A 24,757-nucleotide genomic window follows, 5' to 3' on the forward strand; every position below is an offset into this window, starting at 1 on the left:
TTTCTTGGATAATCAAAAAATATCATATAGGAAAGAGCTGACTGGAGTCCTACATCATCATAAACTTCCCGTGGATTGTATAGTCGAGTTTTTCTTTTAATCTTTGTATATCAACCGGCTTGGACATATATCCGTTAAAGCCATTCTGCATAATCTTTTCTTTGTCTGAAGCAAAGGAGTATGCCGTTACTGCAATAATGGGTACCGTTTTGGAGATTTTACGTATTTCGCGAGTTGCTTCATATCCATCCATTTTTGGCATATTGATGTCCATGATAACCACATGCGGATGAAACTTTTGATGGAGTTCCACGGCTTCCTCTCCATTCCAAGCGTGAACCAACTCATAATCTTTTGTAGGATAGACTCAAACAACATATAGTTGCTTTCGTTGTCCTCAGCTATCAGGATTGTTGGCTTTTCCTTAATTTTCTCGTTCAAAAGAGGCATTACTGTTAGATTAGTTTCCTTTTGAACCTCTTTCGGTTTATAGGGTATTGTAAACCAGAAAGTACTTCCTTTACCTTCTCCTTCGGAATCTACTCCGATGCGTCCTTTCATTCTTGTGACAATGTTTTTGCATATTGAGAGTCCTAATCCCGTTCCTTGTATAAAGGTGTTTACTTTGGTAAACCGTTCAAATATTTTCTTCTGGTTCTCTAGTGAGATACCTATTCCCGTATCTTTTACGTAGAAATAGATTTCTTCTCCACGGATTTTGTATCCAAACATAATCTCACCTTTTTCTGTGAATTTTGCAGCGTTGACTAGCAGGTTGATGAGGACTTGAGAGAGACGGTTATGTTCTGTCTGTACATAACAAACAGGTTCCCCTGGAACGAATCGTAGGACAACACCTGGTTGCAGTCTGTCTCGTACTGTGTTTTCCACATCTTTTGCCAACTGATTTAAATCAACATTCTGATATTTGAATTCCAGTGTATTTGCTTCTATTTTTGAAAGATCGAGAATGTCACTTATCAGTTGCAATAGCAACTGGTTGTTGGTTTCTATAATGCTGATGAACTCTTTACGTTCGGTTTCGTTTTCGGTTGCAGTCAGTAAGCTGGAGAATCCTACGATGGCATTCAAGGGAGTACGTATTTCATGACTCATATTGGCCAGAAATGCAGATTTCAACCGTTCGGACTCTTGGGCTTTTTCTCGTGCCCGGATAAGCGCTTCTTCTTGTCTTTTACGTTCTGTTATCAGTAAAAGGGAACCGACAAGCGATATCGGACAGCCATTTTTGTCGCGCTGATCAACTACTGCATTGGTTTCCATCCAGTCTATTATTTTTCGTCCTTCTATTTCGGTGATAATGCGATACTCTTCTCTGGCATGTTGCAACTTTCCTAAAATGAGATTTTTATGTACTTGGTGCATACGTTCGAAGTCTTCCGGATGTATCTTTCGGAAATATTCTGACGCCTTGATAATATCTACTTGGTCTGTGGAACTTTTCTCTTTTGTAAAGTTCATATGGTCTAATATCTTTTGTGCTTCGCAATAGATTAATTCTTTTTTTAAATCCCAGCGCCATGGTATGATGCGCGCTATGCTCAGTGTCATTTCCAGCTTTTTGTTAGTTTCTCGTAATGTGTTTTCGGCATCTTTACGAGCTGTAATGTTTACAGCGAAGACATCCAAAGTGTGTTTTTGGGATGCCGGGCAGAGAATGAATTCGTAAAAGCTGTTTGTTTGTTTGAAGTAATGAGTAAATGTTACTGTTTGTTTTTCTTGGAATACCATTTCCATGAAATGTGTCAGGTGCTCTATTTGGGAAAAGGCATTTTTTTGTGAACCATCAGCGGTTGGCGTAAACTGGTTGTTGAAGATGATGTTGCCGCACCGATAGCTCATATCTGCTATTTGTCCTGTTTTGTCGAAGAAAACCTCTATCTGGGTATAAGATATCGGCATGTTGCGTAAAAGGGTATCATGGGCACTTAGCAAGGCGATCTTCTTTCGTTGGAACCAATAAATGACTAAAGCTATGATAAGTAGTGAGAGTATCAGCACTACTCCACAAATAATCCACCATTGATATTTCTGCCAGAATGTAAGCGGTTTATGTATAAATACCGTGTTCATCGGACAAAGGGTGGCGTCAAGACCGTCTATCTGTAGCTGTGAATAGTTGATGAGGGGATATGATTGTTTGCTGTATTCAAACGGGATATTCCGTGCGTCTTCTCCTTCGAATATCTGCTTGAGTGCCGAAGAAAGTGACTTCTGCACTTCCATGCGGTCATAGAAATATCCTCCCACAAATCCCTCTTTGCCCACATAGGCACTTCTTAGTGCAAATACGGGCTGGGGCGACGATGCAACCAGCTGGAAGTCTCCGCTGATGAGTGTAGGAAAACCGAGCAGGTTCTTACGTTCGTAAAACCATGTGGAAAAAAGCATACCTATCTCCGGTTCATCATTTAGCAGATAGGCTTGTAATTCGTTTTGGTTTCTTTCATTACCTATTAAACGTTTATAGCGGAGGTTTGGATACTGTGACGTTATATAGCATGAATAAGCCGGTCCAGGTCTTGGTTATGATAGAGTTCATCTGCTGCAAATACAATAATTTTCATTTTGGGCTGCATCTGTACCATCATGTCGATGGTCTCTTTGTACATATACGGCGTTTCAATGAAGGTAAAGTTGTATTGTTGCCGTAGGTCGGCCAAAGGAGCTGTGGCGTTATCGGGCATGTGTATAGGACGTCCGGTGAAATAATATTCCCGGGTGGCATACGTGTCTTCATTGCCTATCAATACCATCGGGATATTTCCCCACTCGCTCAAAATACGTTCCCTTAAAGTAAAAGCCATGTTGCCGATAAGTACGAGATAATCAGGCTTCTTTTTCCGGAAACGTTGGAAAATGCCATTCTCCATCCGGATATATGATGAGTCATTACGGATAAACGTCCCGTTCATGTGTACTACATCGGCTGTGATATCCTCTATGGAAGATGTTTGCAGTAGGATAGGGGTTATAAGCTCCTGGCTCCAGGGTGCGCTTTCATTGTACGAGTTTATAATAAGTAATCTGCGGTGTTTACCGACAATGGTTTCATTGGCAAAAGCCAAGTTTAAATATAGAAAAATGAAGCATAAGCTAATTGTACATCTTTTAAATAAAAATACTTTCATAACTTAACTTTTTAAGTAATATGTTGTCTAATAACAATTTGATTGCCATATGCATTATTTATACAAAAATAATACATATGCATTTTAATCTTAAAATATAATCGTTGAAATTTAAAATAATTAACAATATGTTTTGTTGTATATGCTTAATCTTAATGTAATTATTGTTCTATATTATCTGGCAGGTGCGTACAAGAGTGAGAGGGAGTTTATGCGGAACATTATTTTGGAACGTTTGCTCAAATGATGCACCGTCCGGAGAAGACGGTACTTTCATGTTCGCCTCCGAAGAGTTCGACATGGAGGTGAATGCGTGTGAGAGCAGGCTGAAGGACAATGGCAGAAAACCGATAAACCTGGATGCTTTGCGGCAAAGGAACCACAATCACAGCGGTCTTGTATTGGGCCGTGTGGTTGGAGTGGGTGGCCTGGGTGGAGGCAGCACTTCAAAAGAGGTGGCGGCCTATTTGCCTATGTGATTTTTTTGTTATTTCCATGTCAGTTGTTAGGAATCCAGGTGGTTAATGCACCTCTCCAGGGGATTACGTCAACGGATAGCGTAAGGTAGTGCCTGTTGTTTTCATTTGGGGTGTTCGGAGTTATGGGAACGGGGTCGTTTTCCGAAATACGCGGATGTCCCAGACGGTTAATTCCGGTTACGGAAAGTCTGTAAATGTTGTTGCGCACTATGGCGAACTCCATCGGTCCCATCACGGTGTCATCGTTGTTGTCATTGTGTCGGTTCCAGCAGAAGTAGTAACAGTAATAGCCTGCTGCGTCGTAGTTGTCCGTGCTCGATTGATAAAGGGTGAACTGCGCTTTTTTGGCGGCTTTCCTGAAATCTGCCTGGAATGCTTCGTTGTTAATGTTCTGTTCATGCCACTTTTGCCACAAATGGTCTGGGCTTGTTTGGTCTGCGCTGTAGACGGCTGCCTGCCCATTGCCTTTTATGGTGAGATTCTTCTTTTTTTCATTTCCGAATACGGCTTTATAGAACCTGCTGTTCTCTTCTGCCTGGAATGCTTTTTCGCGCACTTCCTCCCATGTCACGTAGAGTGTATTGGCGTAGGAATAAAGGATAGGGTCTTTGGTCGGATTTCCCTTGGCGTTTGCAATGGCATCCTTCAATTTCCGGGAGCTTTGTCGGTCGCCATGATTTGTCCTTTGAGTACGATGCCGGTAGTGATTCCGTTTTGTTGCATTTCTATGCCGGGAATGGTGTTTTCGGTTACATAGCGCCATGTGTGGTAGTCTTTTCCCTTATTTTTGATGACTTTTGAAATCAGTGAGGTGTACCATTGGCTGCGTGCAGTGGCATCAATGTGCCAGTTACCTCCTTCGTAGTTGCCGAGGCAGAAGTTGAAGTAATCCTTGAAGGGATAACCTTTGTCAATGTTTTTGTCAATTCCGTTTTTTATGGTAGCATCTGTGTCTACCACGTAGTTGGTTTGGGGACCATGGCGGTATTCTGCTCCGCAAATCAGTGCGCCGGTATTGCTGCCGTCGGTCGACACGCGTCGCAGGTAGTAGAAGTCGCGGCTCATGTTCACCAGTGCCATTTTGGTCAGTTTCACCTTCAGGGTGGCGTTGTTTTCATCATCTCCCAGCACGTAGGTTTGGTCTTCGTTTTTACTTCCGTCTTTGAAGTCGATACGTGCTACGGCACGTTCCACCAGGATGTTGCCTTCGTTGTTTATCTCTTTTTCTTTAGCGCCTTGCCGGTTCATGCCGGAGAAGTTGAAGGGAGTATTCTTTTGGGTGTACTTTTCCCAATATTCCATTTTTGGGGGAATATTCTTTTCAATGCACGCTCTGTCTGCGGTAGACATCAGGAATCCATGTTGATGGTCTTTTCCTCCCCACACAGCTTCTCCTCTTATTATGTTGCCATTGGCATCTTCAGTAATGTTTTCGGTTTTGTGTATCCATTCTTCCAACATGAAATCTTTCAGCATGAAATGCTCTTTGAAGAGGTCTTTTAGTTCATTCGTAGGGTTACAAAAGGCGTAGATATGAATTTTGTCTTTTTCTTTCGTACTGTCAGCCTTATAATAGGCAGCCAGTGCGGCTTTGTCTATTTTCTGGACGGTGCCGACAGTGCCTTTTGCTTTGTTGAGGACTGCCAACGATGCTTGTTCGCCGCAGGCAATGAATTTGTCATCTTTGTCGGCCAGCACAAGCAGGATGTTGTTCACCCGGTTCTCGAACTCTCTTGTTGCGGCATTGTTTGTATTGCCAATGCTGTCGGGCTTATTATTTTCATTATCCGCATTTGTATTCACTGTAGGCAGTTGCACTTGTACATTTACGTACACCACATCTTCAGACTTGTCCGGCTTTACATCTGTTTTTACGCCTGCTTTTTTGTCAGCGGGGTTGCCGCAACCTGCCATGGTGCATATTGCCAGTATGCTGATAAAAAAAATGTTCCGGTTTCTCTTTTTCATAGCGTAAATTTATTAAGAATTTCGGCGTACAAAAATAAAACAAATTGGTAATAGTTCCCAATTTTTTACTATTATATTTCTGTTTTTTCATGAATAAACATTGGTTTAACATGATTTGTAAAGCAACATAGTACCATACTGATGTTGATAAAAAGTGAGGGAAATACCGTTTTCTCTTTTTCACGAAAGTCTGAGAAAACTTGCGGAAGTAGCAAGAGGGAAGTAGCAAAAAACTGAAAATCAATTGTCTGTGGATTGCCAATGAATAGGGAGAAAGCCATAAAAGGTAAAGGCTGTGCAGGATTGAAATCACTTTTTGTGCCGGAGTTGATTCCGGCTTTCTTCTGCAAGGCGCGCAAGAACTTGTTCCGGCAGTGCCTCTTTCAAGAGGACGTGTTTTTCTTTGTCCAGCAGGTAAAGGGTGGGCATGGTGGGGAATACATACGGTTCGTTGTCGGTGGAGGTGGCGGTTCCGGCTATCCAGCCGTCGGGCAGTTCGTTTCCGTTGTGGGGATGTGCTTCGGGACGGGGCGGGGTTTCATGGTCGCTTTCGGTATTGATGGCAAGCACGGTGAGCCGGTCGTCGTGCAGCATCTGCCTGAAGAGGCTGTCGGCGTGCAGCTGGGCGATGGCCTGACGGCAGTGGGTGCAGTCGGGGTTGTAGAACATTAGGAGCAGGTGCGGGGCGGAGGGGTGGCGTGTAGCGTCTGTAGTTTTCCTTCCGCAGTGTGGTAGGCGAAGTCGGTGGCTGTGGTGCCGGGGCGGTTCTTCCGGGCGGCAGAGAGCAGGAAGCGGGGGCGCGACTTTTCGGTATCGTCCAGGATAGGGGTGCGGGCCAGCTCTTCCAGAAAGGGGATGAAGTGCTCTTCGCTCTGCATGGGCGAGCCGGGGGTGTAGAGGTACTTCTCAGAGAGTTCCGCCAGCAGCAGGTAGGCGGGCTTGTCGGCTTCGGCGCGCTGCATCAGCCGGCGGACGGCGGCGGTGCGGGCTTCCTCTTGGGCATGGGGGAAGAGGGAAAGGAAGTTGGCAAGATTCTGCTCCACGAAGTCGGGGCGGCGGCTGCGCAGGGTGTCGGCGAAATCCAGACCGTCCCAGAAGTGTGCCAGGATGTAGGCGGCACGCTCGTGGGGGGTGCGCAGGGTGGTGGGCACGGAGGGCAGGGGCAGCTCTTGGGATAGGGGCTGCTGGGCGCTGATGCTGCCCCAGAAGCCGGCAAGCAGCAGGAGGCAGTGTAGCAGGAGAAGCCGCGTCAATGATGCGGAAGACAGGTGGCCGTTCATGGTCTTCATAGCCTTTCCAGTTCCTGCTGGCTGAAAGATGCCACGCTGGCTATCTGCTCCAGCTTGTCGAAGACGAAATTCATGAAGAACACGCCATACACTGCCTTGATGTCGGACTGCCACTCGCTGCCTTTCTTGCCCTGGGTGGTCTCCAGCTCGGGAATCTGCGCGGTGTTCAGGAAGGTGAGGTCGGTGATGAATCGCTCTCCCTCCAGCAGGTCGTTGAGGAAGTCGATGAGCAGGTCTTTGGTAATCTCCTGTCCGAAGATTTTCTTGAAACCGCAGTCGGTGAACGGATTGATGAATTTTCCCATGATGCCGGATTTTTAGTTGTACCGACAAATATAGGGATAAAAAATTCATTCTTCAAAGCCGCTTTGTGCTTATTTGTGTGTGCGCAGCACTAAAAAGTCATCACGGGGATGGATAGTAACTAACCTCTGTTTGTCAATGGTAAGTTTATAAGAAGAACGGACATGAAAAAGCCCGGGAGGGTTTCATGGATTATATATATATCTGATACGGGATTGTGGATAATGTAGGCCGTCTGTCAGGTACCGGATTCTGACGGCTCAGACTCCGGTACCTGACAGCTTGGACACCGGTGTCTGACGGCTCAAACACCGGAGTCTGTCAAAGTGCGGTCGCTGCCCCTGAAACGGCATGGCCGGGGCATTCAGGTGTCCGGGTTGTAGAAATGACTTGCGAAGAAAAGAGGTGAAATGCGGAGTAACTTAATTCTGTTCTACTATAAAAGCCCGGGAGGGATGTCCCGGGCTATAAGATTCAAGGTGCTTCGGCCTGAAATATTATCACTATTAGTCTTCTACACAGCGGATGAAGCAGGCGTCATTGTGCCAAATATTACTGCTTACTTTCATTTTTGAAATATAGTTAAAGTCAAAAGTAAAATAGTTGATATCCCAGCCGAGGGATTTACCGCCTTTTACTGTCGCTTGTTTATCAAACCAATAAATGGCGCCGGGGCGCATATACAAGTCATAAAATAGTGGCTTTTCTTTTAACGTTTCACCTGGTTGGCTCCCATTTTCAGGATATTTATCATATCGGTCGGATGAATAGCGAAGTATTCCCATACTAGTTGCGTCGCTTGGATTAAGCGCATCATATCGTTTGCGATGTCCATAGCCGGAAGCCCCTATGGGGAAAAACAGATTCTTACATGTCTCTTTGTTATATACAAAACACCCTCGCATACCAGCAGTTTTAGAACCAGCACCATATTGGTATGCGCCCGATATGGTAGTTGCGGTTTCTGTTGCATCATTGCCATATAGTACACCATATCCTTGTTCTATTTTGTCAGATAGAAATAAAGCGCGAAAGTCTTCATATTCGGCTATTCGTGCTCCTTTTAAGCTGAACTTGCCTACCTCTTTCGGAGTAGATTGGGTATTTTTCTCGTATTGCCACATCGTTTTGCCGTCTTCTAGTATGTCAGGAGCAATTGTGGGAATTGCGCTCCACTGCATTTCAGAATCAGTTCCTGCGATTTTTAATGAGGGGTTATATGTTGCAGTGTGTGATGGGAAAAATGATGGTTCTACATTAATCCATTCCTTTTCGTATTTTTGGTTACTTGCCGCAATCGGGTTTGCCATGTTTCCCAATTTGAACAACGAGCCTTCGTCCAGTGGTGAAGTGGCTTCACTTGAAGCTGTTACCAAGTTATGGGCATGCCATTTGGCGCCACCATCCAGCAATGCGTCGGGAGCATCTCCTTGCCGTACAAATATCAAGTGCTGGCAAGTATAGTTGTGGTAGTTTACTCTAATTACGGCATAACGATTTTCGTTTTCCCCGCACCCCCCACTAAAATTCACCATAAAGTCAATGGGGGTTCCCGTATTGCCCTCTACCTGTTGTTGTCCGTTTAGGTTGATAAAATTTGAGGTGCTTCCTTCTACAACTTCTGCTCTCCACGGCCCTTCGGATGTGAATTCTACAAAATTTGTCGCATTCTCCCGAGGCAACCTGAGGAGTTTTACATGGAAAGGTGTGTTGTTATCGTGTTTTCTGTAGATTCCTTTGGGATTGACAAGGCGTCTTACTTGCAATATTTCTACATTTTCTGTCAACTCTCTAGACTCGCCTCCCGGCATCTGCAATATGGCTGTGAGTTTTACTGTAGCCCGACGCTGGTAAGCCACATAAGGGTTATTCCCTGTGTATCCGGTTGTGATAATCATCTGTTTGGCGCGCGTATAAAAAGGAATGGTTACATTTACAGTGTGTTCATTTTCGTTGGAGGTAATTGTAAATTTTCCATCCTCTTCCTCATTTTCAAACTCTTTTTTGTCCTGCAAATAGGTTCGGGTACCGATTTGTTTTGTATCATAATAATTCTGATTATTAACTATATAGTGCACCCCCTCACTACTCTCTTCCAAAATATTTGTCAATATCTTGTATTTGGTCTTGCGCAATGAAAGGAAGCCATTCCAAGGCTGATTGGCATTATTCTCATTTATTCCGCTGTAATCTTTTCTTGACGTCACATCATAATCATACCAATACGCATAGTCCAGCTGGTCTGCATTACCGGTATAAGCATCTTTGGGTGCCCAGTTGTTTGTAATAATCTCGGCTTTTAAGTCAGTAAGCGTTCCGCCTCCCGTATTAATCTTTATAGGCAGGTTCATGGTTCGGTTATACAGATAAGAGATATAATAGGGGTTGGGCGCTTCGATACCCGGTTTCTCTTCTTTGTATTCGATGTGCCAATCCACATCATTGGCATATTTGTTGAATTTCAGTGTCAGTTTGTAGTGGTGGTTGCGTTCGGCGTTGTAGTCGGTAGTGATATTCTTGCCCAGCATGAAGCGGTAAGTGATGTCACCGTTGCCCACCCGCCTTCGGCATTGGAGACGTAGTAGGCTTTTACTTCGATGTAGGTGCCGTAGGGCTTATTGTCTTTGGCTATATAGGTTTCGTTTCCAGGAAGTCCCGGAGCATCCAGTGCTCCGTCTGGTTCTCCTGTTCCGTCAGGTCCGGTAGCATCTTGTCGTTTGTCTTTTCCCGTTCCCTGCATGTTTTCGTAGAAGAAGAGTGCTTCATTGGTCTCTCCATGTGCCAGTTTGGCATACTCCTGCTCTTTGTCTTTGTAGTCTTTGCTCAATACAGAGACTCCTTTATACTCTTTATTGATGTAATAATAATACGGTTTACCTTTCGTGATGCGTGCCGGCCAGTGTTCATCGTAGTTTTTTCCTGTGGCATACGTGATGCTTTCGCCTTCTTTTATAAGGCCTCCATAATTTTCAATGTCATCATTAGAATCCATATTGATGGTGCTTTCCTTGCCTAAATAGCATTCCGTAGGTATATCCTTGATGGTAACCGATTTCAGGTAGATATATACATTCTCGTGAAGGTAGAACCATCGTAAGCAATCGTCACCTTGGAAGCCGCACGGCGTATCCAGGCGTGTAGTTTGGTGGTTGCCTGGTTTATCACTGCCACTTCGTCGTTCTGTGCGCTTCCCGTAACGGTGAAATGGCCGAACATCTGGTTGTTGGCTATTATCTCCTTATTCCATTGGAGGGAAATGCTTTTCAGACCGTCGGCAGTTTTTATGTCTTCGGCATAATTGGTTTCAAGGTCTTCCATATTCGCCACCGCATAAATCATATAGCGCCCGTAAGGGATTCTCAGCTTAAAGTCGGCATGGGGTGTCTGTGTTTCGGCAGAAGGAAGGCCTTGCTTCTCACCGCCTATAGTTTCAGTGTTTTTTTCATTTGTTCTATCGGTTTCCGTAAGTGTATATTCTCCCTCTCCCGGTGTGCCCTCTTCTGCTTCTTTCAGCCTGTATATCTTCTGCAACTCCCCTTTGTCATTATACACCACCACGTGCAGGCTCTGAATCAGCTTGATGGCATCTCCTGCCGTTCGTGTGTCGGCCTCCAGCGCAGGTGTCAGGTTTTTGAACTTCACGGTGGCGCTGACAAGGCTTTCGCCTTCGCCTATCTCGCCGCCGTTGTAGAGCAAATCGTCTTGGCAGGCGGTGTTGCCGAGGCACAATATGCACAAAAGTATGTAGGCTAAAAAGTTACGTTTCATATCGGTTGCTTTCTTTTTGTTTATTATTTAGAAGACGCAGATGACACGGATGACGCGGATTTTTAATATTCTTATCCGCTTAATCCGCTTCATTCCGCGTCAAAGCGATAGCAGATTTCAGTTCTCGGACTGCCTGGGGGGGAGGCTCCTTCGGTGTTTAGCGTTTCTTCGGGTCGGCTTTCTCGTCCAGTCCGAATACCGGGTCGAGCACTACAGACCAATAAGGCTCCACGTCCACTTCCCAATCCAATTTGTAATCGGAATCATCTTTAAATGTCACCCGTACCTTGACATGCGTGTTGCGGAAGAGGGAAGCCAGATGCAGCAATACGCTGTGATACTCTCTTGTCACTGAAGAGTAATCGTTTTCGTTCCATCCATCATCTTTCGGCTTGAGGTTCTCTTTGGTATGGATGGTCACTTCGTATTCCTGCAACAGTAGGTCGTCTGCCGTTTCTGCCGCTTTTACTGTTTTGCTTTCGGGCAGGTAGAAGGCAAGAGCAGGGGTAGTAGGATACTCGCTTTGCTTCGGTACCTTTATTTCTGTGTCTCCATCCGGTTGATAAGAGAATTCCACAGTTTCCTCTTTTCCTTCTTCTGCATTCGGCACCTTGTAGCGGTCAGCCACTCGTATTTTTGGGCATCGCCGGAGGGGGCTTCTTTCTTCGCTTCCTCCACCATCCAGTCTATCCAGTCTACACCGGTGCCTGCACTTGCCGTTCCGGTCTCTTTCGGCAGGTGTGTGTGTTGCTCTCTGGCTGCATCCACCACCCAATATTTTCCATCAGTGCCCGTTTGGACATGCGGCATCAGATACATGCGGTCTTCGATGACTTTCTTCAGGCTGATTCCGGTTACTGCGATTTCTCTCTCTTCATTCCCCTCCTTAGGTTGATACCTGAAGCTGAAAGTAAACTTGGTTGCCGCACGTACCACGTACAATGTCTGGGGAATTCCTGTATAGAAGTCATCCTCAATGTAATTTTCCGGTATAGCGCTTCGTTCCGGTATATCGACTTCATACATGGCGGTCATCGGTATGCCGTTTCCCTCATTGAGGGCTGTGGCATATTGGTAACTGCCGGTCTCCGTTCCCAGGGCGAATACATAGCTGTCTATGGCGGCGGTGCCGTTTGACTCGTCGGGCAGAAAAGCCTCGTTGGCAAAGCTTAGCGGTGCGCCTTTGGCATCTTTCAGCCCGTTGCAGTTGGCCAGCAGGTAGATGCGTTTCCGGCAGCCGGCTTCCACCTTGAAAGTATGTTCGTCTGAAAGAAGTATGCCGTAGGAGCTGCCGGAGCTGATAACCCGGTTTTCTTCTACTGTCCATCCGCTTGTAGTTCCCGTGGAGCCTTCTGCGCCATCACCCGTTTTTTGCGACACGATGACGATTTGCAGCCGTTTTATCACTTCATCGGGTTCCTCCGTCCCATCGGCACGTGTGGAAGCACCTGCCACGGCAGCGCGAAAGGCAAGATATACGGCATTCTCCTTCTCCGCCGGTGGCGCTACGGGCGATTCGTCGGTGCACGACGTAAGTCCCGCCGCACAGCAGAGCAGGCAGAATGCAATGATATATAGATACTTCCGTCTCATGTTCTTTTCTGTTACATTTCGATGTCGTTTATTCTTACCACCCAGTCGTTCACCACGATGCGCGTGTTCAGCCATGTGCCTCCTTGCAGGAAGAAGAAGAGGGTCCAGCGGCTTTCACGGTCCAGGTACTCCTGGTCGGCCATCTTGTGGTAGCGGTCGCTCTTCATCAGCAGCAGGTACTTGTTTAGCGGGAGGTCTATCACGGTATTGCCGTCGGCATGCCGTTTCACGGTCAGGCGCGGTGCGTTCTTCGTCATCAGGCGCGACGTGCTCAGTTCGGCGTAGGCCACCTCTACAGGAATCGGCTCCACTTGGCTTTGCCCCACGATGCTTACGCCCGTCTGTGCCTGTCCTTGTGCCCAAGGGGTGTAGGTGGCGGTGCCGTTTGCCACGAGGTCGTTCGTGTGGTCGAAGAGGGTGTTGTCGTCCGTAATCTCGAAGTCAAAGTCGTCGGCGTTCACTGTTCCTCCGTCCGCTTGCTGAAGCACGATTCGTATGCCGTTGGTGTCCTTCATCATCTTCACGGTGCCTTCGCTGTAGAGGTCGGCAGTGGCGAGGGTCAGTTCGCCCCAGAAGAGGTCGTGCAGTGGCTTGCCTACGGGTTGCACCAGGCATTCGTCGTTCATCTCCACGGTCAGCTCCTGCTTCCGGCTTCCCTCGGCGGGGATGTTGCCGAAGCCGAACGAGCTTTCCCGACAAGCCATTCCGCCGTAGGCGACAAAGTGGTATTCGCCCTCCTCCAAGTCCAGCTTCATGCGGTAGTCCTCGTCTTGCAGTTCCGCGCCTGTCACGGTTTTGGTATCCACGTAGTTGTCTTCGTCATCGTAGATAAGAAGTGTCAGGCAGTCCACCTGTGCAGGGAACGCATTGGCGAACTCCATGTTATAGTCGTAAACGAAGCGCAGCGATACACCGTGGGGGCACGGGTCGAGGTCTTCGAAGATGCGCTCGCACGAGGCGAGGGCAACAGCCGCCGTGAGGGCGGCAGCTGTTGCCAGGGCGACGAGCGCACTGCTTGCGAATCTTGAAAGTCTATGTCGCTTGTTGCTTTGCATGCTTGTCTTGTTTTTAGAATTCAATGTCGTTTACGCGAACTACCCAGGGGAGTACTTCGACGGAAAGTTTGAGGTAGACGTCTTCTTTTTCATCGGGCTTTCCCGGGTCTACGGGGTCGGGGTCATTTTCGGTGATGCGTGGATGTCCCAGACGTTTGATTTCAGTTACCGACAGTTTGTAAACGTTGTTGCGTACCACGGCAAATTCCATCGGACCCATCACACCGTTGTTGCCATTATCGTTGTGGCGGTTCCAATAAAAGTAATAGCAGTAGTAGCCTGCCTCTTCATCATTCCCTTCTTTGCTTGCCTGGTAAAGGGTGATGCCGGCGTCAGTGGCGGCTTTTTTGAAAGCTTTCAGAGCAGCTTCTTTGCCGGTGCTTGTTGTCTGCCATGCCCGCCATAAATAATCCGGGCTGTTCTGGTCATTACTGTATTTTTCTTTACTTGTATCATTCACGCCAGTTGTCTCTTGAACATTATTCTCCGGTTTTCCAAAGGCAGCATTATAAAGGTCGGAACCTTTTCCTGCTTCTATGGCTGCATTGTGCACTTCATTCCATCTGACATAAAGCTTATTGGCATAATAATATAAAATCGGGTCATTGGGGGATTCGTTCCCTTCTAAATTTTGGCTATTCAAAACTTTTGCCAAATTCTCAGGTGTTTTGTCGGTAACCGGTTTTATCTTTCCTTTGAACACAATACCTGTAGTTATACCGTTGTTTTGATTGTTAATTCCGGGGATTGTGTTTTCTGTCACATAACGCCAGATTTTATAATCCTCTTTCCGCTTATCCGCCGGAGTCCACCCCTCAGAATTATCATCTTCTCCCTTTAGTACGTTGCTGATTGTTTCAGTAAACCACTGTTTTCTTGCTGCAGGGTCAATACTCCAAACGTTTCCCGTTTGGTGTCCTAAACAGAAATTGAAGGCGTCTGAGAATTTGTATGTATGGTCATGCTTTTTTGTATTTTTGTCGTTGGCATCCGTATCTACTACATAGTTTGCCCTAACTCCGTTATCATATTCTGTTCCGCCAATTCTTAAATTGTCGCCATCGGGCAAACCATCATCTGACACACGACGAAGGTAATAGAAGTTTTTACTCATATTTACTAATGCCATCTTTGTCAACTCTATTTTCAATGTTGCTTGCTTTTCATTGTTTTCGCCAAAGATATAGGTATTAGGTTCCTCTTCCTGACTTCCATCTTTGAAATCGAAACGCGCGACTGTACGTTCAACTTGGATATTACCCCTGTTGTCTACCGGGCTGCTGCCAGCTTGATTGTCACCGGAAAAATCAAAAGCATCGGATTCGTTGGCATAATTCTCCCAGTCCTTGAATTCTTTTGGAATAAATTTTTCTATGCTTTTGTATGTTGCAGAAGTCATAAGAAAGCCCTCCTTGTGTTCCTTTCCTCCCCAAATGGCACCTCCTTCGGTTACGGTCCCATTAGGTTGTTCAGTTATTGTACCTGCCCACTTAGTCCACGCTGTATTACCTGGCTGTAGCGCTTTAAATTTCTCGGTCAATTCCTGTGTCGGATTGCAAAATACGTAAATATGAATCTTATCCTTACCGGTATTCAGGATTTCACCGCCATTTGCCTGATAGTACTCATGTAGTGTAGATTTGTTTATACTTTGTGTAGTCCTGACTATGCCTTCTTGTGGATTCAATGACTTACGCGTTGTTACAGCAATAAATTTGTTCTCTGTATCAGCCAATACAAGAAGAACTTCGTTTACTTTGTTTTCGTACTCTTTTCCTACTTCGGTACCGTCTGTACTGGTGCCATAATCATCGTCATTGTCAGAATCTGTTTCACTCCTTGTGTTTCCGCCTGCCACGGGCAGTTGCACGGTCACATTCATATACACGGCATCATCCGGGTGTCCGGGATTTATTCCCTTGTTGCCGTTCAGTTCGTCGTCGCTGCATCCCGCAATGGCACACATTGCCAGCATGCCAATGAAAAAAAGGCTCCAATTTTTTCGTTTCATAGTGTATAATTGTTAAAGTTTTTTATTTGTATTCAGCTATATTGCTATTTCTTTTTCTTCTTATTATTCCGCGTCTTCCGCCATCTCCTGCTTTATGCGTTCTATCTGCTGTAACGCGTCTTCCGCTTGTGCCACTCCCTTTTGCCGGGCTTCCCGCAGCAGCGGTTCGGCGGTATCGTAGTCTTTCAGCAGGGTGGCGCGTATGCCGCGGGCATAGATGGCTTCGGGTGCATTGCCGGCTTTGTCCAGATAAGCCTCGGCACCCTTCAGGTCGCCAAGGCGCAAGGCCGTGTTGGCTGCATTGAGGTTTGCCACCGGGTCGTCGGGAAACATGCGCACGGCGGTCTCGAAAGTGGCGTTATACTCGTCGCTGCCTGGTTCCATCTCTTGTGCGGCGAGGTACATCTCATTCAGGCTCAGCTTCTGGGGCTGCGTCTTGATGAGCCGCCTGATTTCTTCGAGGTCGGTGTAGGCACGCACCTCGTACTGCACGGCATAGTCCGAATGGCGCAGGCCGGGATAGACCTCGCGCAGCAGGTAGGCATAGTCGGCAGGGTAGGTCGATTTTATTTTCCACTCTTTCGGGTCGGGTGCCAGGTCGCTGTGTATCAAGGCTAGTATGCCGTCGCGGCTCTTCAGTTGCGAAGAGGCGACGAAGCGCTCCAGTCCCTCCCAGTCTTCCGGCTCGGAGTCGGTGGTGAAGAGCGATTGGGGGAAGGCATACTGCTTGCGTACATATTCCTTCAGGGTCTCCGTACGCCCCTTGGCCAGGCGCGTGTTGTTGCTGTACGAGCCTTCGGGCGAGGCGTATCCCTTGATGCTGATACCGATAATCTTGCTGTCGGCGTCGTTCTTCACGGCATCGATGGTGGCGAGAATCTTCTTCAGCTCCTCCGGATTGCGGCGGTAGTCGGGGTATATCTCGGTGCGGTTCACCGGGAAGTCGATGTAGGCCGAGCCTTCGATGCGGTTGATTTTCTGTTCCGCCTTGGGGCGTATGTAGGCATAGGCGGGCAGGAAAGGCGTAGGCACGCGCTTCTCCAGCCGCAACTTGGTCAGGGGCGTAGTGGAACCGGTCAGGGGGGCATCGCAGCATCCGCAGGTGGTTTCGGTGGTGCTGAGCCGGGCTCTGCCCATCCACTTCTCGTAGGGCACCGTCACGCGGTATTCTATCAGGCTGCGTTCGCCGTTGCGATAGAGACGGTCGGTGTGCGGGGCATTGCGCAGGTGGTGATAGTAACGGTTGCGCCCCGCAATACGTACGGGCGGCAGGCCGAGGCTGTCGTCGTCCAGGGTGAGCGAAGGGGTGAGCAGTACTTCACGGTTGCTCCCTTGCTTGAGTGCGGATATGTCGAGGTCCATTGCCACGAATAGTTTGTCTTCTTGCTTGGCGACAGCAAGATTTTCTATCTTAATCTGTCCGTCCATCAGTGTCTGGCCGTCGGCTCCCAATGTGCAACATAGGGACAACAAGCCAAAAATCAATTTTTTAGCTATTTTGTTCATAACCACCGAATGAGTTTAGAATGTATATACAAGGTTTACCGCGGCCTTGGTGGGGCCGACGTAGTGGTGCGGCTTGTCCTTCTCGAGTTTGGTTCCGCAGTTGGCGCAGGGGTAGGCATCGAATCGTGTATAGACATATCCGAAGCCTATCTCGGCCTCCAGGTTCCAGTGCTTGTCCAGAATCCAGGAATAGCCGTAGGCCGCGCCTACGCCAAGGAACCATCCTTGGTAGCGCCGGTTGGAAAGTTTGGAGAAGTCGCTTCCCAGGAAGGAGAGGTCGTTTTTCAATCCGCCAAAGTTGTATTGGCCTCCGAGGAGGTGTGCTCCTACAAAGTGTCCTGCCCAGCGGTCGCAGAACCAGTAGCGTGCTTCGGGCTGCAGAAGCCAGTGCTTCCACTTCCGCTCGTGCGAGAGTGTCCATCCGTTGTAATTGGCAGACACGTCGAGTGTCCATCTTGCTGCCAATCCTGTTTCCACGCCTGCGTTCACTGTGGCGAAGGCGTCGTATAGCAAATTACTTTTCAGAGCCACTTCCTGACATCGGGCTCCCATACTGAAAAGACCTAAAAACAAAATCGCATAAAGTTTTAAAGTCATCTTTTCCATTATTTAAGATTTGTTAGTGTCATTAATATTTTATTCTCCAATTTGTAGAGAAAGATTTATCAAATTACCAATAAACTCCTAAAAGGAATCAAACAAAATTCCGTATGCCCGGCCTATATACCGCCGGTAGTAAACAATGAAGAGTATTCAGCAAAAACATAGATACTGCTGGAATTACTATTCATTGCTTTTTTGTTGTATAATTACAATGTGTAATAGTATCTCAACTTTCTATATTCTTTACAGTCTGCGCTATCAGACTGCCGTTTCAGGATTCATCTCTTACCAAGAGATGGATAGTAGGATAATCAATAAAAACATGGAGAAAAACGTCCTGCTGCAAAGTCATCTTCCAATATACATTTTGATATACAATACTGTAATTTCACGAATGAGAGATAATAAGTAAAATAATTATTTGGATATTATCACTGCTAATCATAGCTTTGCAGTCCAAATCCATCTCTTGGTAAGAGATGAACTTATTTTTATTTGTTCAAAGTAGGCTTAATATGAGCTTGTTGGCCTTGTCTATGATGGTTGTGTCAAGCGAAGCCAGGTAAATCAATGTCGTGTTTTCAGAGTCATGCCCCATTCCCTCACTGATGACAGAAAGGGGGATGTTTTTGTTTTTGGCCACTGTGCCCATGAATGGCGCGCCACGTACATGGTGAGCGGAATGGAAATTTGTAACTTGTTACCAATAAATTTTAACTTTTTGTTGACTAAATGCAGCGCGTTATTATATTGTTTTCTCTCTTCTTTTCCTTTTTTGCAAATGATGGGGAGCAGATAAGGAGATTCTTGTGATATGGGGTATTTTTCAAGTATGTCTTGCATGTGTTGTTCCCATCGTATGCTAAGTTGTTGTCCTGTTTTCTTACGTCGATAGGTAAGGATCCCGTTTTTCAGGTCGCTCTTTTTTAGATAAGCCATGTCTACAAATGACATGCCTCGGGTGTAGAAACTGAATAAAAACATGTCGCGTGCATAATCCAGTGACGGGTAGTGTGACAAGTCCATATTTCGGATGCTGCGGATGTTTTTTACGGGCAGTCCTCGTCGGATGGTTTTCTCTACTCCCGTATAGACATTTTTGAAGGGGAATACTTGTTTCGTAAATCCTTTTTCTACTGCCCGGTTGTACACGGCACGCAGAATCCGATTGTAGAAGGAGATGGTGTTCATGCCCACTCCGGTCGATTTGAGATAAGCCTCGTAGGAAGCCATTAGGTCTGCATCAAAATCTTTCCAGAATACATCCTTTCCTTGACGGAAACGCATGAAGCTGTTGAGTGTACAAGTGTAGGTTTCGCCGGTGCGCACTTTGCCCAGTCGGTGCATGCGGTCGATGTTTTCTTGCATGAATAGTTGTAAGGTTACTTTGGGCGAAGCATTGTTCTTTGCCTGCTTGCTTTGCGTGGCGGCAAGCTTTGATTTGTTCTTGATAGATGCCATGAATAAAAAAAATTAAAGTGGATAAAATATTGCTGTTATTCTAATACAGCTTTTCAAGGGGCAAAGATGTGGTTTTATCGGCTGGAAAACAAGCGTGTGCCTTGGCATCGAGCACACACTTGCCGGTTGCTTATTTTATCTTTTCCCGGATTTTGGTCAGGTACTTCTTCATGCCTTCGGCATCCTTATTGTTGATAATCTCCAGCAGGCTCTTCAGTTCCAGGCGGATGTTCTCCACTTGTGAGGGGGTGCGCGGATTGAACAGGATTTCCTGGAGCAGGTAGTCGTCTTCACTCAGCAGGCCTTTGGCAATGGCCATGTGCTTCTTGAAGGTGGTGCCCGGAGCTTCCTGGTGTTTCATTACCGCTGCAAACACGAAGGTGGATACAAACGGAATGGACAGCGAATAGGCTACAGTCTCATCATGCTCGTCGAATGTATATTCGAAGATGTTTAGCTTCATTGTCTGGTAAAGGTCTTTGAAGAAGATTTTTCCCAAGTGGTCGCCTTCGCTGATGATGATGGCATTCTCTGTATTCAGATTGCTGAGACTGGCAAAAGTAGGCCGAACATGGGATGCGTGGATACATATCGGAAACCGCTTTCTTCGTAAAATTTCTTCAATCCGGTCTTTACCGAAGCAATGTCGCTGATGATGCAGTCCTTAGGCAGTACGGGCAGCACTTGGCGGAAGGCTTCCAAGGTGTATTTCACCGTAGCGGCGTTGATGACCAGTTCCGGCTCGAACTCCTTGATTTCCTCCAATGTAGTGAAGCGGTAGGTGTTGTAGACAAAACGCAGTTGGTGCGGGTTGACATCGAACACAGCCGTCTCGTGCTGGAAACTCAATATATCTGTAAAGAAAGAGCCCATTTTCCCGGCTCCAAGTATAAGTATTCTCATGATGGTTGGTTGGTAAAGCCTCTCCCCCGGGAGGGGCTGTTCAATGATTAATAATTTCCATTTGTTGTCTCACACTCTCTTCGTGTATCGCCTCAAATACCTTTTTGATGAACTCGGCATCCATGCCGCACAATGCGCCTTGCGAGCCGCGCTTCTCGAGGATTTCGTTGTAGCGTCCGGTTTGCAGGATGGTCATGTCATGTTCCTTTTTGTAAGTGCCGATTTCTCGTGCCACACGCATTCGCTTGGCCAGCTCCTGGATAAGATTGTTGTCACATTCGTCAATCTGCTTACGCAATTCGCTGAGGTTCTCGGTGCTTTGCGTTTCCTTGCGGATGACGAGCAGGTTGAGGATGTAGTCCAGCACATCCGGAGTGACTTGCTGGGAGGCGTCGCTCCAGGCACAGTCGGGGTTGCAGTGGCTCTCTACAATCAGTCCGTTGAAGCCCAAGTCCATAGCTTGCTGGCAGAGCGGGGCAACGAGTTCGCGCTTTCCACCTATGTGGCTGGGGTCGCAGAGGATGGGCAGGTTGGGGATGCGGCGGCGTAGCTCGATGGGGATGTGCCATTGCGGCAGGTTGCGGTACAGCTTCTTGTCGTAGCTGCTGAAACCGCGGTGAATGGCACCGAGGCGTTTCAAGCCAGCGTTGTTGATGCGCTCCAAGGCTCCAATCCACAGTTCCAGGTCGGGGTTTACCGGATTCTTCACCAGTACCGGGATATCGACGCCTTTCAGTGCATCGGCAATTTCTTGTACGGCGAAAGGGTTGGCGGTGGTGCGTGCACCTATCCAAAGAAGGTCGACTCCGGCCTTCAGACATTCGTATACATGTTTGGCGGTGGCTACTTCGGTAGAAACATACATGCCGGTTTCTTTCTTTACCTCTTTCAGCCATGCAAGGCCGTCTACGCCGATGCCTTCGAAGCCGCCCGGTTTGGTACGCGGTTTCCAGATGCCGGCACGGAATAGTTTGATGCCTTTGTCTGCCAGTTGTTTGGCAGTGCTCATTACTTGTTCTTCGGTTTCGGCACTGCAGGGGCCGGCTATTACCATAGGGCGTTTGTTTTCAACACCAGACAATGTGATAGGTTCTAATTCTAGTTCCATATTCTTTATTTGTTTAATAATATTCTTTTGTTATACTCCTTTTTTCTTGTAACTTTCACCCTCTCAGGAGACCTTTCTGAACGTGGTTCCCAAGATTTACTAAAACGTCGGAGAAGATTTACTAAATCGTTCCTCCCGTTTTACTAAATCTCCGGTGGAGTTTTAGTAAACGAGATTCCGGCTTTAGAGTGTTCATTTCCTACTTGTAAGTATTTATTCTATCTCCTTGATACGCTCCAATGCTTCTGCCAGTTTGTTGTCCTTGCAGCAGAGGGAGATGCGGATGTACCGTTTCCCGTTGCTTCCGAAGATGAATCCCGGAGTGATGAACACCCGTGCCTCGTGCAGCACGCGTTCGGTCAGTTCTTCCACGTCTGTACAACTGTCGGGGATTTTGCCCCAGAGGAACATGCCTACCTGGTTCTCGTCGTAGGTGCACCCCAGGGTATGCATGATTTCTCCTGCCAACTGACGGCGGTTGCGGTAATTCGCGTTGTTGCCGTCATACCAGTCGCGCTCGGCTTCCAGTGCGGTGGCGGCTGCCAGTTGCATGGCACGGAACATGCCGCTGTCGATGTTGCTCTTCACCTTCAGTATCCATTGCACGAAGTCGGCATTCGAGGCAAGCATGCCGATACGCCAGCCCGGCATGTTGTGGCTCTTGCTCATGGAGTTGAACTCTATGCAGCACTCCTTGGCACCGGGGATGCTGAGGATGCTGATGGGGTGCTCGTTCAGGATGAAGCTGTAAGGGTTGTCGTTCACGATGACGATGTCCTTGCGGCGGGCGAAGTCTACCAGTTTCCGGTACAGTTCCGGTGTTGCATTCGCTCCGGTGGGCATGTTGGGATAGTTGGTCCACATCAGCTTCACGCGGCTCATGTCCATTTGTTCCAGCTCGTCGAAGTCGGGCATCCAGCCGTTTTCTTCTTTCAGGTTATAGTTCACGACCTCGGCGCCCAGAATCTTGCTTAATGAAGTATAGGTAGGATAGCCCGGATTGGGCACCAGCACTTGTTCGCCGGGGTTGACAAAGGCAAGCGTCACGTGCAGGATGCCTTCTTTGGAACCGATAAGCGGCTGTATCTCTGTGTTGGGATTCAATGTTACGTCGTACCACTTCTCGTACCACCGGGCAAAGGCTTGGCGCAGTTCGGGGATGCCCACGTAGGGCATGTAGCCGTGTCCGTCCGGGTTGCAGGCGGCTGAGCAAAGTGTCCGGATGGTCTCTTCGGAAGGCGGCATGTCGGGGCTTCCGATGCCCAGGCTGATGACGTCCTTGCCTTCGGCGTTCATTTGCGCCACCTCTTTCAGCTTTTTCGAGAAGTAGTATTCGCTTACGCTTGCCAGACGTTCGGCTGGCTTAATCTTGGATGCTTGACTTTCCATCTTCATATTCTCCTAATATTTTCAGTTCTTTGGTCAGCGGTGTGATGGCCGCGATAGATTGTTTGTATCTCAGTACATTGTCGAATACGACATCTACGTAAAACTGATACTCCCATTCCCGTCCGATGATGGGGAGGGACTGTATTTTGGTCAGGTTGATACTGTAGAAGGACAGAATGGACAATACTTGGGAGAGGCTTCCTTCGGTGTGGGGCAGTGTGAACACCATGCTGGCCTTGTTGACCTCCTTGCTGCGGTGCCGGTTCAGTTCATCCACCTGCCAAGGGTCGGCTACCACAAGGAAGCGGGTGAAGTTGTGCTTGTTTGTTTCGATGCCTTCCTGCAGAATCTTCATGCCGTAACGCTCTGCGGCTGCTTTGGAGCAGATGGCAGCATGGCCTTTCAGGTTTTCTTTTTGGATGATTTCGGCACTGCGGGCGGTATCTTCGCCTTCCACCACTTTTATGCCGGGGTGCTGTCCGAGGAATTCACGGCATTGCATCAGGGCGATGGGGTGGGAGTTGACTTCGGTAATGTCATCCCAGTCTTCATCGGGCAGGCAGACAAAACTATGGGAAATACGCAGCTTGTACTCGCCCACAATCTGTGCGCCACTTTGGCGCAATAGCTCATTGTTATGCAGCAAACTACCTGCAATGGTGTTTTCTATTGCCAGCATTCCTATGGTCTGACTGTCTTTCCGGATGGCACCGAACACGTCTTCAAAGTTGGCGCAACAGATTAACTCTATTTCTTCTCCTTCGAAGTACTTGTGTGCGGCGATGTCGTGATACGAGCCTAATGTTCCTTGAATGGCTACCTTTTTCATTATTCTTTATTTTCTTGGTTATGCTATAAAAAAAATCCCGCTTCCATACGATGGAGCGGGATTCTGTATATTTACTTGGTTCTCTATTCAGTCCTTAAGCATCACTGTCACTTGATACATACAAACTCCCGCTCTACTTTCTGGCTAAAGTAAAAGTAAAAAAAGAAGTAATATGCATAAGTAAATGACTTCATACTTGTATTCTCTGTTTTTGAATTACGCGACAAAAGTAATGCTTTTCTTTTATATACAAACAAAAAACAATGTTTTTTTTAGGGATAGTAGCAATTTAACTTATTTCCCTTTCTATAATCCCAGGATGTCTGTTTGTCTTCCACCCGGCTGGTTACCATATTGTCCGTTAAAGTTCTGTATTTCTTTAGGATTGAGTTCCAGTCCTTTCTTCATGTCTTCTGCCGAGCCTTCTTTGTCGCCGTTCAGCAACTTGGCACGTCCGCGCTCATGATAGGCCTCTGCGAAATTAGGGTTCAGTTCTGTGGCTTCCGTAAAGAGCTCGATGGCTTCTGTCAGCTTGTTTTGGGTGATGTAAAGCTGTCCTAAGTAGAGGAAGGCTTGTTCGTTAAAGGGATTCAACTCCGTCACTTTCCGGTAACTGCTTTCTGCTTTTTCTTTGTTTCCCGTAGCTTCTTCTATCTTTCCGCGGAGCAAGATGGCACTTTCGTCTTCCGGGTCTTGTGCCAGAATGGCGTCTATGTCTTCCATCGCTTCCTTATATTGTTGCATTTGTGCCAGAGCTTCGGCACGTAGCAGGCGTGCCTCGGTGAAGTCGTCCTTCAGTACGATGGCTTTCGTGAGGTGGGCAATGCACATGATGCCGTCGCCCCGGCCATTGTCTGCTTTGCCCAGCAGGTAGTGTGCCATGCGTTGCCCTCTTCTATTTCGATAGCTTTCTTTGCTGCTCCTGCCATGGCGGGATAGTCTTCCTGCATGTAGCATACGTTGGCCAGACTGAGGTAGGTGGAGGTATGTTCCGGCTCTATTTCGGTCATACGCTGCAGCAGCTTGTGTGCCTCGTCCAGTTCGTTGGTCTGGGTGTAGACTTGGGCAAGGTAGCCCATGGTCTCAAAGTCTTCCTGAATGGCGAGGGCTTCCGTGAAGCATTTGATGGCGTAGTCTGTACGGCCCATGCGTTGTGCACGCATACCGTCATACTTGAATATCTCAAAATTCTTCTGCTCGTTTTTTTGTTTCTCATCGGCGGGGTTGGCAGACTTGCCGGTGAAGAAAGATTTAAAGAATCCCATAGGTGATTAAAAATTAAAGAATTAAAAATTAAAAAGGAAAAGGAGGGGCATGGCTGATAAGAGATGTTCCTCTTA

General features: G+C 47.3%; 17 protein-coding genes and 5 pseudogenes. 1 reads left to right on the forward strand and 21 read right to left on the reverse strand.

Annotation, left to right across the window (positions count from 1 at the left end; all coding sequences use genetic code 11):
- Positions 1 to 49: 49 nt before the first annotated feature.
- Positions 50 to 3,152: pseudogene (locus JCM16496_RS24915) on the reverse strand (response regulator).
- 275 nt (positions 3,153 to 3,427) lie between these two features.
- On the opposite strand from JCM16496_RS24915, the gene JCM16496_RS09955 reads away from it, so the two are divergent.
- Positions 3,428 to 3,631, forward strand: a complete 204-nt coding sequence (locus tag JCM16496_RS09955) for a hypothetical protein (RefSeq protein ID WP_025834018.1) — start codon at positions 3,428 to 3,430, stop codon at positions 3,629 to 3,631.
- A gap of 19 nt (positions 3,632 to 3,650) precedes the next feature.
- On the opposite strand, the gene JCM16496_RS23645 is transcribed toward JCM16496_RS09955, so the two are convergent.
- The 20 genes and pseudogenes from JCM16496_RS23645 to JCM16496_RS10030 form a co-directional block, all read right to left on the reverse strand.
- Complete coding sequence (locus JCM16496_RS23645) at positions 3,651 to 4,280, reverse strand: fimbria major subunit (RefSeq protein ID WP_244440294.1); 630 nt, start codon at positions 4,278 to 4,280, stop codon at positions 3,651 to 3,653.
- A complete protein-coding gene (locus tag JCM16496_RS09960) occupies positions 4,277 to 5,599 on the reverse strand; it encodes a hypothetical protein (protein WP_244440295.1) in 1,323 nt (440 codons plus the stop codon). Before JCM16496_RS09960 ends, JCM16496_RS23645 begins: the two co-directional genes overlap by 4 nt.
- Before the next feature lie 309 nt (positions 5,600 to 5,908).
- A complete protein-coding gene (locus tag JCM16496_RS23650) occupies positions 5,909 to 6,268 on the reverse strand; it encodes a thioredoxin domain-containing protein (protein ID WP_244440296.1) in 360 nt (119 codons plus the stop codon).
- Positions 6,268 to 6,888, reverse strand: a complete 621-nt coding sequence (locus tag JCM16496_RS23655; RefSeq protein ID WP_369346659.1) for a DUF5106 domain-containing protein — start codon at positions 6,886 to 6,888, stop codon at positions 6,268 to 6,270. Before JCM16496_RS23655 ends, JCM16496_RS23650 begins: the two co-directional genes overlap by 1 nt.
- 53 nt (positions 6,889 to 6,941) lie before the next feature.
- A pseudogene (locus tag JCM16496_RS09970) lies at positions 6,942 to 7,193 on the reverse strand (PD-(D/E)XK nuclease family transposase); the annotation flags it as partial.
- 504 nt (positions 7,194 to 7,697) lie between these two features.
- Positions 7,698 to 9,719: a hypothetical protein gene (locus JCM16496_RS23660; protein WP_244440297.1), complete on the reverse strand. Its 2,022-nt coding sequence runs from the start codon at positions 9,717 to 9,719 to the stop codon at positions 7,698 to 7,700.
- A complete protein-coding gene (locus JCM16496_RS23665; protein WP_244440298.1) occupies positions 9,659 to 10,183 on the reverse strand; it encodes a hypothetical protein in 525 nt (174 codons plus the stop codon). Before JCM16496_RS23665 ends, JCM16496_RS23660 begins: the two co-directional genes overlap by 61 nt.
- Positions 10,184 to 10,245: 62 nt before the next feature.
- The gene (locus tag JCM16496_RS23670) at positions 10,246 to 10,959 is read right to left on the reverse strand and encodes a fimbrial protein (protein ID WP_244440299.1); all 714 of its coding nucleotides are present in this window, start codon (positions 10,957 to 10,959) and stop codon (positions 10,246 to 10,248) included.
- Positions 10,960 to 11,116: 157 nt separating this feature from the next.
- Positions 11,117 to 11,536, reverse strand: a complete 420-nt coding sequence (locus JCM16496_RS23675; protein WP_244440300.1) for a hypothetical protein — start codon at positions 11,534 to 11,536, stop codon at positions 11,117 to 11,119.
- The gene (locus JCM16496_RS09980; RefSeq protein ID WP_244440301.1) at positions 11,497 to 12,552 is read right to left on the reverse strand and encodes a hypothetical protein; all 1,056 of its coding nucleotides are present in this window, start codon (positions 12,550 to 12,552) and stop codon (positions 11,497 to 11,499) included. Before JCM16496_RS09980 ends, JCM16496_RS23675 begins: the two co-directional genes overlap by 40 nt.
- 11 nt (positions 12,553 to 12,563) lie before the next feature.
- The gene (locus JCM16496_RS09985; protein WP_025834021.1) at positions 12,564 to 13,607 is read right to left on the reverse strand and encodes a FimB/Mfa2 family fimbrial subunit; all 1,044 of its coding nucleotides are present in this window, start codon (positions 13,605 to 13,607) and stop codon (positions 12,564 to 12,566) included.
- A gap of 13 nt (positions 13,608 to 13,620) precedes the next feature.
- Complete coding sequence (locus JCM16496_RS09990; RefSeq protein ID WP_025834022.1) at positions 13,621 to 15,618, reverse strand: Mfa1 family fimbria major subunit; 1,998 nt, start codon at positions 15,616 to 15,618, stop codon at positions 13,621 to 13,623.
- A 63-nt stretch (positions 15,619 to 15,681) separates the two neighbouring features.
- Positions 15,682 to 17,124, reverse strand: coding sequence for a DUF3868 domain-containing protein (locus JCM16496_RS09995; protein WP_128809534.1), 1,443 nt, complete (start codon positions 17,122 to 17,124; stop codon positions 15,682 to 15,684).
- Between the two features lie 15 nt (positions 17,125 to 17,139).
- Positions 17,140 to 17,721: a DUF3575 domain-containing protein gene (locus JCM16496_RS10000; RefSeq protein ID WP_025834025.1), complete on the reverse strand. Its 582-nt coding sequence runs from the start codon at positions 17,719 to 17,721 to the stop codon at positions 17,140 to 17,142.
- Positions 17,722 to 18,226: 505 nt separating this feature from the next.
- Positions 18,227 to 19,188: pseudogene (locus tag JCM16496_RS10005) on the reverse strand (site-specific integrase).
- Between the two features lie 130 nt (positions 19,189 to 19,318).
- A pseudogene (locus JCM16496_RS10010) lies at positions 19,319 to 20,091 on the reverse strand (prephenate dehydrogenase/arogenate dehydrogenase family protein).
- A 40-nt stretch (positions 20,092 to 20,131) separates the two neighbouring features.
- Complete coding sequence (locus JCM16496_RS10015) at positions 20,132 to 21,199, reverse strand: bifunctional 3-deoxy-7-phosphoheptulonate synthase/chorismate mutase type II (RefSeq protein ID WP_025834028.1); 1,068 nt, start codon at positions 21,197 to 21,199, stop codon at positions 20,132 to 20,134.
- Between the two features lie 213 nt (positions 21,200 to 21,412).
- Positions 21,413 to 22,594, reverse strand: a complete 1,182-nt coding sequence (locus JCM16496_RS10020) for a pyridoxal phosphate-dependent aminotransferase (RefSeq protein ID WP_025834030.1) — start codon at positions 22,592 to 22,594, stop codon at positions 21,413 to 21,415.
- Positions 22,563 to 23,417, reverse strand: coding sequence for a prephenate dehydratase (locus JCM16496_RS10025; RefSeq protein ID WP_025834032.1), 855 nt, complete (start codon positions 23,415 to 23,417; stop codon positions 22,563 to 22,565). The genes JCM16496_RS10020 and JCM16496_RS10025 overlap by 32 nt, the downstream gene beginning before the upstream one ends.
- A 306-nt stretch (positions 23,418 to 23,723) precedes the next feature.
- Positions 23,724 to 24,682 (reverse strand): annotated as a pseudogene (locus tag JCM16496_RS10030) (tetratricopeptide repeat protein).
- Between the last annotated feature and the right edge of the window lie 75 nt (positions 24,683 to 24,757).

This window comes from Bacteroides rodentium JCM 16496 (assembly GCF_000614125.1).
GTDB lineage: Bacteria > Bacteroidota > Bacteroidia > Bacteroidales > Bacteroidaceae > Bacteroides > Bacteroides rodentium.

Excerpts from the sequence above, each read along its gene's own strand:
- JCM16496_RS09955 (WP_025834018.1), top strand. The coding sequence starts at position 3,428 with ATGTTCGCCTCCGAAGAGTTCGACATGGAGGTGAATGCGTGTGAGAGC.
- JCM16496_RS09960 (WP_244440295.1), bottom strand. The coding sequence starts at position 5,599 with ATGAAAAAGAGAAACCGGAACATTTTTTTTATCAGCATACTGGCAATA.
- JCM16496_RS23650 (WP_244440296.1), bottom strand. The coding sequence starts at position 6,268 with ATGTTCTACAACCCCGACTGCACCCACTGCCGTCAGGCCATCGCCCAG.
- JCM16496_RS23655 (WP_369346659.1), bottom strand. The coding sequence starts at position 6,888 with ATGAAGACCATGAACGGCCACCTGTCTTCCGCATCATTGACGCGGCTT.
- JCM16496_RS23660 (WP_244440297.1), bottom strand. The coding sequence starts at position 9,719 with ATGCTGGGCAAGAATATCACTACCGACTACAACGCCGAACGCAACCAC.
- JCM16496_RS23665 (WP_244440298.1), bottom strand. The coding sequence starts at position 10,183 with ATGGATTCTAATGATGACATTGAAAATTATGGAGGCCTTATAAAAGAA.
- JCM16496_RS23670 (WP_244440299.1), bottom strand. The coding sequence starts at position 10,959 with ATGAAACGTAACTTTTTAGCCTACATACTTTTGTGCATATTGTGCCTC.
- JCM16496_RS09980 (WP_244440301.1), bottom strand. The coding sequence starts at position 12,552 with ATGAGACGGAAGTATCTATATATCATTGCATTCTGCCTGCTCTGCTGT.
- JCM16496_RS09985 (WP_025834021.1), bottom strand. The coding sequence starts at position 13,607 with ATGCAAAGCAACAAGCGACATAGACTTTCAAGATTCGCAAGCAGTGCG.
- JCM16496_RS09990 (WP_025834022.1), bottom strand. The coding sequence starts at position 15,618 with ATGAAACGAAAAAATTGGAGCCTTTTTTTCATTGGCATGCTGGCAATG.
- JCM16496_RS09995 (WP_128809534.1), bottom strand. The coding sequence starts at position 17,124 with ATGAACAAAATAGCTAAAAAATTGATTTTTGGCTTGTTGTCCCTATGT.
- JCM16496_RS10000 (WP_025834025.1), bottom strand. The coding sequence starts at position 17,721 with ATGACTTTAAAACTTTATGCGATTTTGTTTTTAGGTCTTTTCAGTATG.
- JCM16496_RS10015 (WP_025834028.1), bottom strand. The coding sequence starts at position 21,199 with ATGGAACTAGAATTAGAACCTATCACATTGTCTGGTGTTGAAAACAAA.
- JCM16496_RS10020 (WP_025834030.1), bottom strand. The coding sequence starts at position 22,594 with ATGAAGATGGAAAGTCAAGCATCCAAGATTAAGCCAGCCGAACGTCTG.
- JCM16496_RS10025 (WP_025834032.1), bottom strand. The coding sequence starts at position 23,417 with ATGAAAAAGGTAGCCATTCAAGGAACATTAGGCTCGTATCACGACATC.